The following is a 13,936-nucleotide window of genomic DNA, read 5'->3' as shown; positions in this document are numbered from 1 at the left end:
CATGAAATTAATATATAAAAAAGAACGTATATATGTAAAGCCGGCATTTACTGGTTTTATTTTATTGCTTGCAATTTTGTTTGGAGGCTGTGTCAAATTGGATGAGGAAGTTTATTCTGAAGTATTGGAAGAAACTTTTACGGCAACGGAAGCTGATGTAACAGCATTAATTGCCTCTGGTTATACCCCGCTTCGTTATATTATGGGATGGCAGGGTTTATTCGATCTTCAAGAAGAACCAGGAGATATAATGATAACTCCAACCAGACCGAATGGATGGGATGATGGTGGAACCTATAAGCGGATGCATTTTCACACATGGGATAACGAACAATGGCAATGTAGAAACACCTGGCTGACCTGCTATGAGGCTATAAATAATGTGAATCGGGTGATGTCTCAAATTCAAAGTGGATCACTTCCAATTGAAGAAGAACAATCAGTAAAAGTATTAGCAGAGTTGCGTGCATTGCGTGCATTGTGGTATTCAATTCTTTGTGATACTCATGGAAATGTTCCTCTTGTTATTGCTTATAATGATGAATTGCCCAAACAATCTTCAAGGGCAGATATTTATAAATTTATCATTGATGAGTTAACTGATACTGATGTTATTGAGAATTTAACCGAAGTTGTTGATCAAACGACATACGGACGTATCACAAAATGGGCTGCTTATCAGTTATTGGCCAGGATGTATCTAAATGCAGAAGTGTATAGTGGCACTGCAGAATGGGAGAAATGTATTCTTGCTTGTAACAAAGTGATTGCTTGTGAGAAATATGATCTTGAATCAAATTATAAGGATATTTTTAAAGTTGATAACGAAGATTCTGATGAAATAGTTTTTGCCGTTCCTTATGACAATAAAAATGGAACTGGTTGGAATGCGCACATGAAACAGCTGTTGCCTGCACATCGTGATGTTTTTAATATGACAGCGCAACCATGGGGTGGTTCAAGTGCAAATCCTCAGTTTATCAATAGTTATGATTCTCAGGATAAGCGATTTGATGCAACATGGTTACATGGCGATCAGCTCAATGCTACTGATGGGAGTGTTGTAATGACTTTAGTCAACAAAATGCCTAGTATTTATGATTGCGAATTTGAGGAAGGTTATCGTGTTTGCAAATATGAAATTGAAGCTGGATGTAAAAGTAACATGAGTAATGATTTGCCTTATTTTAGATATGCAGATGTATTACTTATGAAGGCTGAATGCTTGCTTCGCACAGGAAACAGTGATGAAGCTGCAGTTTTGGTTAGTGAGGTGAGAACACGTGATTTTGACGATATTAACGATGCAAAGGTAACCGGAGCTGAATTGTTGGGAAATACAACTATTCAATATGGAACATTGGCCGAAGATGGAACAATCGATTCTCTTGGAGATCAGTCTGCTGTATTGTATGGTCGGTTTTTAGATGAATTGGGTTGGGAGTTTGCTGCTGAATTCAGACGTAGAACAGACATGATTCGATTTGGTGTATACCAAACAAAAAGCTGGTACAATCATGAACCTCAGGGCGCACATACGATCCTTTTTCCAATTGGACTGGAAGAACTGAATACCAATTCAAATTTGGTTCAAAACCCTGGATATACCGGAGGTTAATAACTTTTAGAATATAATACATATCGCAAAAGCATTTTTAAGTTCTTTCGAGCATAGAATGTTTTTGCGATTTTCTTGTAAGTTGGTTTATAATCTTTTTTACTTAGGGATTCATCTGTAAATAAATAATTTCATCGAACTTAAAAAGTATTGAAAATGATAAGAAAGTATTTTTTAATTTTGATTGTTTTTCAGGTATTTCAAGGATACAGTCAAAAATTTGAAGAGTTAGCACTTACGCCTCCAATGGGATGGAACAGTTGGAATAAATTTGGCTGTAACGTAAGCGAAAGTCTGATTATGGAAATGGCTGATGCAATGGCGGAATGTGGAATGCGGAATGCTGGTTACGAATATTTGGTGATTGATGATTGCTGGCAGGTGGGCCGCGATAGTCTTGGAAATATTATTGCTGATCCGGAACGGTTTCCGTCAGGAGTGAAAGTACTTGTTGATTATGTGCATAGCAAAGATTTAAAATTTGGCATTTACTCCTGTGCCGGGTCAATGACCTGTCAGTCTCGTCCGGGCAGTCGAGGATATCAGTTTCAGGATGCCCGTACTTATGCATCGTGGGGTGTAGATTATTTGAAATACGACTGGTGTTTCGATGAGGGACAAAAAGCTGAAGCGGCTTATAAAACAATGAGTGATGCTCTTAAAGCCAGCGGAAGACCGATTGTATTTTCTATTTGCGAATGGGGCGAAAGTGAGCCTTGGAAGTGGGGGAAAGGAATCGGACATTTGTGGAGGACAACGGCCGATATTCGGGATTGTTACCAATGTACTTTTGATTGGGGCGGACTTGGAGTTCTCGACATTATTGATAAACAAGCTGATTTATATGAATTTGCAGGACCCGGACATTGGAATGATCCTGATATGCTGGAAGTGGGAAATGGAGGCATGACACCGGATGAAAATAAAACACATTTTTCGATGTGGGCCATGTTGGCCGCACCATTGATGGCAGGAAACGACCTGCGAAATTTAAATAAGGCAACAGCTGAAATTCTTATGAATGAGGAGGTAATAGCAATTGATCAGGATTCAGATGGACATCAGGCCAGAAAATTTATAGACATGGGCGAATATGAAATCTGGGCAAAACCGCTTGCAGACGGAGAAGTGGCTGTATGTTTTTTAAACCGTACTGATGAAGTCTGGAAATTAGATTACGACTGGAAAAAACAGACGATGTATTTTGCAGCAGATGTTAGTATCCATCGAAATGTATATAATGTAAAAGATTTGTGGGAACATAAAATTATTGGGAAAACCGATGAAAATCTTGTTAAAGAAATTCCTCCCCATGGAAGCTTGTTAGTTCGCTTGTCGAAGTTAAATAAATAATAAAAAACATTATAAATGAAAAAAATTCTTATTCTAATCGCAGTTTTGATGCCTTTGTTCGTGGCATCTGCAAAGAATGAAAAAACGGATCAGTCAGGGCAAAAAATATTTACAATTACATCTCCGCCTTCCGATTTTAAATTCGATTCATTCTATAAAAAGTATGTTAACGTGAATGGAATTCATATCATGAGCTCCAATAAAGTTCCTGATTCAGCTTTTTATGTGGCTTGTAATATTGTTGATTTTATGACTAAAAGTTTGCCTGGTAAAGTTTTGAATCAGATGGTAAAAGAAAATGCCAGACTTGCTATTATGGCGCGATACGAAGGGACAACCGATATTCCGGAACATGCACATTTGGCTCAGGACACTACTTTGAACTGGGATCTTAGAGCCCGGGGACTAGGCGGCGATATGGAATTGCCGTTAACCTCTTGTGCTGAAGAGAACCTGCTTGCTTATCAGATTGATAAATATCACGCTGAGGATATTTTGGTTCATGAATTTGCACATGCCATTCATTTAATTGGAATTGCACCAATCGATTCTACATTCAACAATTTACTGCAGGAAAAATTGGATAATGCCATTGCTAAAGGGAAATACAAAAAAATGTATGCTGCTACCAATATATATGAATATTGGGCCGAAGGAGTTCAGAACTGGTTTAATGTGAATGCCGAAGTTAAGGTTCCTGATGGAAAACACAATTGGGTGAATACCCGGGAAGATATGAAAAAATACGATCCTGATTTGTATGAAATTGTTGCGCGGTATTTTCCTGAATTCGAAAAAAGTCCATCCCGCCATTCTACAGCCAATTTATACCGGGAATAGTAAAAGAATAAGAAATGGTTGCCGAATAGGGGTGTGAAAGCCTTTAATAAATGAATAATGTACATCATACTATTAATTGAAAACAAATGAAAGTTCAGAAAATAACGATCATTATATTTTTACTGCTTTGCGCAGGAAATATATTTGCGCAGGGAGAGTTGAAAGACTATCAGGAAGCTGAAAAGTGGCTTTACTATAATTCACGGGCTAAAGTTTATAATTCGGGAATTCAACCCAACTGGATTGGTAAGGGGGATTCATTATGGTATTCAACCAAAACAAGAAAAGGGAATGAGTATTTTTTGGCAGACTTAAAAAAGAAACAAAAAACACCTTTGTTTGATCATGCGAAATTGGCAGAAAAAATTTCTGAGTTTTTGCATAAAGAATACAAAGCGTATGATTTAAAATTAACCGGACTTAGCTTAAAGGGCAGAGATACATTAAAGTTTACTGTAGACACTTCCTGCTTTACAATCAATTTGAAAAACTATCAATTAAAATCGGCAGCTAATCCCGAAAAAAGAAATATAACTGAGTTGCCTGCTCCAAACAACAAACAAATTGCATTTATAAAGGATTATAATATCTATCTGAAAGATAAAGATGGCAGCAATATTGTTCCCTTAAGTACAGATGGGTGCGAAACACTTAGTTATGGCAATTCCATTCCGTGGGAATTTGTGCGCAATGAAAGCAAAAAGCAAGATGTAGAATACGGAATAAGTGCGTATTGGTCTCCTGACTCAAAATATCTTATTTGCAGCAAATTTAACCGTAAAGAAGCTCAAAATTTATATATGTATCACAGTTCTCCTGAAAAAGGATTACGGGCCGAAGTATATTCTTACGAACGTGCACTTGCGGGAGATACATGTCTTGCTAAAACTTCGTATGTTATTTTTAATATCGAATCGGGTAAACAAATAGAATGCGACCTTCCTGAATATGCAAGCTTTTTAGAAGGTGGCTTTGAATGGAAATCCAATAAACATGCGTATATCATTCGTTACCAAAGAGGTTATCAAACAAGGGAATTAATCGATGTAAATGTTGAGACAGGAAAAACCAGAACTGTGATTTCTGAAACCGCCGACACCTATGTGGATGTAAATATGCTTTTGTACCGGATCAATAAAACCAGTAACAATATTATTTGGTCATCGGAGAAAGAAGGATGGAATCAGTTATATCTGTACGATTATGAAACCGGTAAGCAAATAAATAAAATCACCAAGGGAGAATATGTGGTTCGCGAAATATGTAAGGTGGATGATAAAAAGGGGAAAATATATTTCACCGCCTGTGGTATAGAAAAGGGTGATCCATATTACACGTATTTGTATTCGATCAACATTGATGGTTCGGGACTTAAATTGCTGAGTCCTGAAAATGCAACTCATACTTGTTCAATAAGTCCGAATGGAAAATATGTATTCGATGATTATTCGCGGGTTGATTTGCCCAACCATTTTCTAATTCGAAGTGTAAAAAACGGAACTAAGATTCTTGACCTTGCTCAACTTGATATTGAGGACCTTGTTGCAATGGGATGGAAAGCTCCGGAGATGTACAAAGTAAAAGCGAGAGATAACAAAACAGATATCTACGGAGTGATTTATCGTCCTTTTAAGATGGATTCTACAAAAAGGTATCCGATAATAGATGGAACTTATTCTGGTCCGCAAACAATTCGTACTCCTAAATCATTTACTTCGGCCTTGTACAGTATGGATGTGTCATTGGCACAAATCGGTTTTGTAGTGATTACGGTTGATGGATTGGGCTCTGCTTATCGATCCAAAAAATTTCATGATTTCTCTTATAAAAACCTTGGTGATATAGGTGCTCCCGATCACATTAAAGCCATCAGGGAAATGGCGGTTAAATATCCTTATATCGATATTGAAAATGTGGGAATTTATGGTCATTCGGCCGGAGGATACGATGTAGCACATGCCCTGTTAACTCATCCTGATTTTTACAAGGTTGGCGTTTCTTCTGCAGGGAATCACGATCACAGAATTGCCAAAGCATGGTGGCCCGAATTGTACATGGGTTTTCCGGCAGGGAAACATTACGACGAGCAATCCAATTTGTCTTTAGCCAGTCAATTGCAGGGGAAATTAATGTTAGCGCATGGAAACATGGATAACAATGTAAATGCGGCTTCATCCATGCGAATGGCAGATGCTTTAATAAAAGCCAATAAAGATTTTGAATTACTGTTGGTACCAGAATGTGATCACAGCAGTCTATACTACAATAAATATTTTATTCGGAAACGTTGGGATTATTTTGTGAAGAATTTGTGGCACAAAAATGTACCGAATTGTTACGAGATAAAAAATAAATAGTAATTATTTAGTTGACACCCATTACTTTAATGAAAAGTAGTGGGTGTTTTATTTGAAATAATAGGTGCTGAATAAGGCTGAACCCAATTTCAATTTGTTGACAATGTGACCGAGAATAGTTGCTTATTTTTTTAATGGTTTTTGCAGTTTGACGGGAAAATGGTGACTTAGCATAAATAAAAAAATACTGTTTTTAACACGAAATGTTAAAAAAAAATTACACATATTTGTTTACAATCTGCAATAAAAATCTTTTATAAATGGAAACAATCATCAAAGTAAATTCTATTTCGCAACTGCATGAGATGTTAAATATGGATGTTCCCAAGAATCCTCTAATTACAATAATCGATGTTTCCGATATAGAGGTAACACAAGAAATGGTTGACATAAAAGTTGTGACAGATTTATACTGTATTGCCTTAAAAGATGTGCATTGTGGTATGGAATATGGAAGAAACAGTTACGATTTTGAAAATGGAGCTTTGATGTTTACTGCACCACTGCAAGCATTTACGGCTACCAAACCAGTTGGAAAAAATGAAAATAAAGGCTGGATGCTTTTTTTTCATCCCAGTTTTCTCAGCAAATCGCATTTGAGTCAGAAAATGAATCAATACTATTTTTTTGAATATCATACTGATGAGGCCTTGCATCTATCCACATCAGAAAGAAATACATTAAATGATATTATTTCTAACATCCAAAAAGAGTATACAGAAAATATTGATTGTCATAGCCAAAAGGTGATTATTTCAAATTTAGAATTGTTACTAAATTACTCTCTTCGTTTTTACGAACGTCAATTTAAAACCCGTAATATTGTACACCAAGGTATTGTAGTAAAGTTTGAAAAAATAGTAAATAATTGGATAGGAAAAAATTTACTTGCTGAAAAGGGAATTCCAACAGTGCAGGACATTGCAGAAAAAATAAACCTATCCCCTAATTATCTAAGTGATGTGCTTCGAAAAGAAGCAGGGATTTCTGCCAAAGATTACATCAACAATTTGATGATTAGGAAAGCAAAGGCAATGTTATTAAGTAGCACTAATTCAGTAAGTGAAATAGCCTATTTACTTGGGTTTAATTATCCCCATTATTTTACCCGCTTTTTTAAATCAAAAACAGGTGCAACACCAACAGAATATAGAAGGGTTAACTAGTTACTATCTGTTTAATCCTTAGCAAGTCCATTTTATTGAGGATTATTAAGAAAGAAAATGGTTTTTAATTTGAGAAGAGAATGGTTTCCCAAAAAGTTAATAAATTGAAATAAGCAGTTTGAAAGAAGCGGCAACTGCAATATTTTGTGGCTAACTGTCTTGCAATAAATTTGTAAGGACAAGCTAATAACATCTTCAGCTTCTTTTGCCCCAATGCGTTTGCCTAAGAGGGCAGAATCTTTTGATTGCCCCTGTATTTTTATTGCAACTGAGCTTTCTTACTGAAAAGAAGGTAGTGTAAACTGCGTCCCCTCTATTATAATATAGGCTTGAATAATTCTTTTGCGTGATGTAGTTTAAAAAAGATTTCTTCTTTAATATTATATTCATCTGCAGATTGTCTGGCGGTATCCATTGTATCTACTTAATTGTTTTGAAGTTTTGAGTTTTTGATTATAAGCTCATTGTTGAGTTCAAAAATTTGGTGTAAATCTGATTGTTCTTAAAAAAAACCAAGGTTCATCAGTAAAAAGTGTTAGAGGATCGATATTATGTGTTATTGTTATTGCCGTTTTTTCTACAGATTTACTGTGTTTCATATTTCGTAGTAATCGATCAAATTCGACTAAATATTTATTCGTACCAAAAAGTAAAACCTGCTTAACATGGAACAAATTGAATTTATAAAACTTTGATGTGTAAAAGGGAGATTTGTAAAACGATTGGAGTTGTGTTTCATAGAATGCATAAAAGGGATTGCATCAGATCTGGAATTTACAAATAATACCATTGGTGCAATTCGTGAAGAAACAATAGCAAATTGCAGAGGTTTGGCTTTAAAAGAGATTGAATCTCATTTTCCATATGAACCTGTATTGAATTTGAAACCAATTCAAATTGTTCAACATCCCTAAATCATACACAGAAGCGTAGAACTTCACAAAGCTCTTATAGAGTATTTGTTTGTTATTTTTCTGGATGAGACAACCAAGAAAACAGAACCAAAAAACCTAAATAAAACTTAAAGAATATTACACATGAGAAAATTTTACCTATTGTACATCATTTTGCTTTGTAACTTAAGTCTGTTAGCACAATCCCCGGAGGTGTCTCAACAGGCCTTAACCTTTGGCTCAAAGCAGATGCCGGTTTTACTTCCAGTAGTTTTAGCAATGCCGAATGGTTGGATCAATCTCCAGGCAACCTGATATTTGATTAGAATCTTATGGTGTTGATTTAGAGTTTGTTGCGCGGTTTGTCGATGCTGTTAATATAATGCTTTTCCTCGACAAAAGTTACATGTTAAAAAGTTGACATTCCTGAGTTTATATTAATTTAAACAAAAACTGGGTTCTTTGGATTGAAGAGAAAACAGGAAAAGTTGAAAACAATACTATTTAATAAATTTTTTATAATTCCACATGATTTACAAATTTACTACACTACTTGGAGGTTTGATGTTTGCGGCGATGAGCTCATTATGCATTGATACTCCACCCGAAATGAATGGGAACGACATTTCTCCAAAGTATTATATCGAAACAAATACTCCGGTAACTGTATTCCCAAACTTTACCATTACCGATGCAGATGGTGACGATATTAAAGGATTAGTAATTGCCTTTACTTCCGGATATTCTGAGAATGAGGACATTCTTTCGTTTACCACCCAGAATGGGATAAGCGGAACTTTTGATAAAGTCAACGGAGCACTCATCCTATCTGGATCAGCTTCGCCTTCTAATTACCAAACTGCTGTGCAAAGTATCACCTATACAAATGATGCTGCACCTGGTTCTGCCAGCTACGCCCAGCGTGAGTTTACGATATCATTTGCTAATTCCGACTATTCCCCATCTACCGGACATTTTTATGAGTTTATAAATAGTACGTTATACTGGGATGCTGCAAAAACGGCGGCCAGCGCTAAAACATATTATGGATTACAGGGATATTTGGCTACTGTTACTTCTGCAGAAGAAAATAGTTTTGTAAAAAGCAAGATATCGAGTTATAATACTTGGCTTGCAGGTTCCGATGCGGCATCGGAAGGAAGCTGGTTATGGGTTACAGGACCTGAAGCAGGAAACCAATTTTCATCGATTTCAGTTGCTTACAATGGTAGTTATGTGAATTGGAAATCCGGAGAACCAAATAACACTGGTGACGCTGAGAATTGTCTGTTAATGAATTCGTCGGACGGAAGCTGGAATGATGGAGGGAACAACACCTCTTTAGGATACACTGTTGAGTATGGTGGAATGGCCGGAGACCCGACAATAAATATGACCACGACAACAACTTTAAATGTAGTCGCTCCCCAACCTCCGGTAATAAATGGAAACAATGATTCGCCAACATATAATACCAGCGAATATAATCCGATAATTGTATTTCCTAATTTTACGGTTACCTATGCAGAGGAGAGCAATATTAAGGGTTTAACAATTCATTTTGGCTCTGGTTACCAGAGTAATCAGGATACCCTGCTTTTTACAAATACAAGCAAAATAACAGGTTATTTTGATGATACGCAAGGAGCATTAGTATTATTAGGCGACGCCTCACCTTTGGAGTACCAAAATGCCATGCGAAGTATTACCTATGTAAACAATGCTCCATTATTTGGTTTAATAGATGGTAGCCAACGTGAATTTACCATTTCACTGGCCAATGACGACTATTTTTCGCAAGACGGAAAATTAGGAAACGGACACTTTTATGAATATGTGAATGCTACTATAACATGGGACCAGGCAGAGGCTGCTGCCAGTGCTAAAACCTATTACGGATTGCAAGGTTACCTTTGTACTGTAACATCGGCAGCCGAGAATAACTTTATTCTGGGCATACAAGATGATACTGATGATGTCTTGTGGTTGGGAGGTTTGGATAGCGAAACAAATGGTACATGGAAATGGGTGACGGGACCAGAGAGTGGAGAGCAATTCTCAACTGGTGCAACTGCTTTCAATGGTAGTTATGTAAACTGGAACGCGGGTCAGCCTTCTGGTGGTGAGTATTGTTTACAATTCTTCACGAATAAATCAGTATACACCGCTGGAACATGGAATGATAGACTAAATACTTCGCCATGCGCATATATTGTTGAGTATGGAGGAATGACTGGTGACCCGACCATCAACATGACAACAACAACAACCCTTAATATTGATGTAGTTCGTCCGAAAGCCCCTGGTGGAGTAATTGACAATTTACGCGTGTGGTTTAATGCCAACAGTGGAACGACAAACGGGGGCAACTCAATAACCAATGGAGATATTGGGAGTTGGGAAGGCCAAAAACCATATGGTGTAAATATAACTACTGTGAATGATGTTGCAGGAGATCCTGCAGTGGTTTCTAACAGTGCAAACTTCAACGCTGCTGTATCTTTTGATGGTGATGATGCGATACGAACCTCCGCTACTTCACCCTATACAACCTATTTCAATTCAACTACAGATGAAAATACTATCTTCTTAGTAAAAAAATCTACAGCAGGAAAGGTTGAAGTTGGGTATGGTTATGATAATGGAGGCGAACATGACAGAGCAGGTTATTTCGAAAGGGCAAATGGTTACCAACGTGCTGATTATGGCAACAATGTTACTACATTGGCTGGAAGTACAACTATGATCGATAAGTATGTTATTGCAAGACAAGATGTGCAGCCAGGAGACCTGTTCCTGTACTTGGACGGTGCTCTGGAGAAACAGACAAGTTCATTCAACTCATTGGCTGGCAGCTCTGATGGTTATTTAGGCTTTGGAGCAAGTCCGTATGATTTATCTTCCTTTTCTACTACAGATGTCGCCGAATATATCATTTATGCTGCTGATCTTTCTGATACTGAAGTAAAAGAGGTCGAATCTTATCTGGCGCTTAAATACGGTATTTCAAAAACCGATGATTATCTGGCTTCTGATGGAAGCACCATCTGGAGCGCTACCGATAATACAGGCTATGATAATGATATTTTCGGAATTGGCCGTGATGATGCCAGTGGGTTAAACCAAAAAGTATCACGATCGGTAAATAGTGGTAACAGCCCTGTTTTGGCAACAAACGCTGATTTCACTTCATCAAACTCCGATGCGGGCAGAACCACCTCACTTGATGATGGCAACTTTATGCTGATGGGGCATAATAATGGAACTGAAAACTCATTTACCTCAAGTTTCGACGGAGGCACCAATAACCGTTCAGACCGTGTCTGGAAAGTGGATGAGACCGGTACGGTAGGAGAGGTGTATTTTGCTATACCAAAAACAGCGATAATGTTCCCTTCTGGAATACCTGTTTTGGTAGCATCTAATGATTTAACATTCAACAGCTCTGACGATATTGTCAATTTAGCTGACGATGGAACTTATTATTGGGCTTCGATAAATCCTGATAATGGAGCATATTTAGCTTTTGCATCAACAACACCAGGTTTTACGGTAAGCGAAACAACCTTAACAATTGATGAAAATGCAGGAACAGGCACGTTCACAGTTGTTTTAGATGTTCAGCCATCCAACGATGTGGTTTTTGATGTTGCAAGCGATAAAACGGAAGAAGCCACGGTAGATAAGGCAACACTGACCTTTACATCGGTTAATTGGGACACGCCGCAGACGGTGACAGTTACTGGTGTGGATGACGATATCGATAGAGATGACACGGCAACAATCACTGTTATGGTGAAGGATGCTTCCAGCGATGACCCTTTCGATGCGCTGACTGATCAAACTGCAGGAATCACCCTGACCGATGATGATACAGCTGGTTTTACGGTAAGCAAAATAGCCTTAACAATTGATGAAAATGCAGGAACAGGCAGCTTTACTGTAGTTTTAAATTCAGAACCGACAAGTGACGTTGTTTTTGATGTTACGAGCGATAAAACGGATGAAGCTACGATAGATAAGTCAACACTGACCTTTACATCGGCTAATTGGGACACGTCGCAGACGGTAACAGTTACTGGTGTGGATGACGATATCGACAGAGATGACACGGCAACAATCACTGTTGCGGTGAAGGATGCTTCCAGCGATGACACTTTCGATGCGCTGACCGATCAAACCGTAGGAATCACCCTGACCGATGATGATGTGGCACCAACAGTTTCTACATCCGCGGTTTCTTCTATCACTTCAGGCTCAGTAACTATGGGAGGTGATATGTCAGATAAAGGTAGTGCTGATGTAACCGAAACCGGGGTTGTCTATTCTTCGATAAACGCATCTCCCGAGATAGGAGGAGCAGATGTAACGCAAGATTCAAATGGGGCAGCGACTGGAATTTTTAGTGAAACTATTGGTTCACTTGCTCCCAATACCACTTACAACTTTCAGGCGTATGCAATTAATAGTGCAGGAACGAGCTATGGTGGGGTTCAAAGTTTTACAACCAAACAAACTCAAACCATTACGTTTAATTCTCTTTCAGATAAAGCGTATGGTAACAGTGACTTTGATCCTTCAGCTACGGCAAGTAGTGGTTTAACGGTCTCTTATAGTAGTTCTAATACATCTGTGGCCACTATTGTGGACGGAAAGATTCATATTGTTGGAGTTGGTTCATGCACTATTTATGCTGACCAAGCCGGTGACGACACTTATGATGTGGCAGCCCAGGTTTCGCAAGGATTAAACATCACTCAAAAAGCAATAACGGTAACAGTTGATGCCGGTCAGACAAAAGTTTACGGAGGTGCAGATCCGACATTTACTTACACTACGTCAGCAACATTGGAAAGTGGCGATTCTTTCACCGGAGCACTTTCAAGAGCAACAGGAGAAGATGTAGGAAGTTATGCTATTACAATCGGAACACTGAGTGCCGGATCGAACTACGATTTAACTTTCGTGAGTAAAGCTTTTAGCATCACTCAAAAAGCAATAACGGTAACAGTTGATGCCGGGCAAACAAAAGTTTACGGAGGTGCAGATCCAACATTTACTTACACGACATCTTCAGCATTGGAAAGTGGCGATTCTTTCACCGGAGCACTTTCAAGAGCAACAGGAGAAGATGTAGGAAGTTATGCTATTACAATCGGAACACTGAGTGCCGGATCGAACTACGATTTAACTTTCGTGAGTAAAGCTTTTAGCATCACTCAAAAAGCAATAACGGTAACAGTTGATACCGGTCAGACAAAAGTTTACGGAGGTGCAGATCCGACATTTACTTACACGGCATCTGCAGCATTGGAAAGCGGTGACTCATTTAGCGGAGTACTATCAAGAACAAGTGGAGAATCTGTAGGTTCTTATGCCATTTTACAGGGAACACTGAGTGCCGGATCGAACTACGATTTAACTTTCGTGAGTAAAGCTTTTAGCATCACTCAAAAAGCAATAACGGTAACAGTTGATGCCGGGCAAACGAAAGTTTATGGACAAGCAGACCCGACTTTCACTTACACCACGTCAGCAACATTGGAAAGTGGCGATTCTTTTACCGGAGCACTTTCAAGAGCAACAGGAGAAGATGTAGGAAGTTATGCTATTACAATCGGAACACTGAGTGCCGGATCGAACTACGATTTAACTTTCGTGAGTAAAGCTTTTAGCATCACTCAAAAAGCAATAACGGTAACAGTTGAT

At 38.1% G+C, this 13,936-nt stretch carries 7 protein-coding genes; all 7 read left to right on the top strand.

Annotated features, from left to right (window positions below):
* Position 1: 1 nt before the first annotated feature.
* A complete protein-coding gene (locus tag GQR60_RS05725) occupies positions 2-1,618 on the top strand; it encodes a RagB/SusD family nutrient uptake outer membrane protein (protein ID WP_124992020.1) in 1,617 nt (538 codons plus the stop codon).
* Positions 1,619-1,774: 156 nt separating this feature from the next.
* Positions 1,775-2,971, top strand: a complete 1,197-nt coding sequence (locus GQR60_RS05720) for a glycoside hydrolase family 27 protein (RefSeq protein WP_124992019.1) — start codon at positions 1,775-1,777, stop codon at positions 2,969-2,971.
* A 15-nt stretch (positions 2,972-2,986) separates the two neighbouring features.
* On the top strand, positions 2,987-3,811 hold the full coding sequence (locus tag GQR60_RS05715) for a M90 metallopeptidase family protein (RefSeq protein ID WP_124992018.1): 825 nt from the start codon (positions 2,987-2,989) through the stop codon (positions 3,809-3,811).
* Positions 3,812-3,897: 86 nt separating this feature from the next.
* Entirely contained in the window at positions 3,898-6,168 is a 2,271-nt protein-coding gene (locus tag GQR60_RS05710) for a S9 family peptidase (RefSeq protein WP_124992017.1), read from the top strand.
* A gap of 260 nt (positions 6,169-6,428) precedes the next feature.
* Positions 6,429-7,334, top strand: coding sequence for a helix-turn-helix domain-containing protein (locus tag GQR60_RS05705; protein WP_124992016.1), 906 nt, complete (start codon positions 6,429-6,431; stop codon positions 7,332-7,334).
* A 728-nt stretch (positions 7,335-8,062) separates the two neighbouring features.
* Positions 8,063-8,248, top strand: coding sequence for a hypothetical protein (locus GQR60_RS05700; RefSeq protein ID WP_124992015.1), 186 nt, complete (start codon positions 8,063-8,065; stop codon positions 8,246-8,248).
* Between the two features lie 507 nt (positions 8,249-8,755).
* Positions 8,756-13,936, top strand: a 5,181-nt coding sequence (locus tag GQR60_RS05695) for an MBG domain-containing protein (RefSeq protein WP_225441353.1), incomplete at its 3' end; no start/stop codon positions are given.

The sequence above is a fragment of the Labilibaculum euxinicum genome, from assembly GCF_009795715.1.
In the GTDB taxonomy this organism is placed as follows: Bacteria; Bacteroidota; Bacteroidia; order Bacteroidales; family Marinifilaceae; genus Labilibaculum; species Labilibaculum euxinus.
This window is presented reverse-complemented; position numbering and strand designations above follow the sequence as displayed.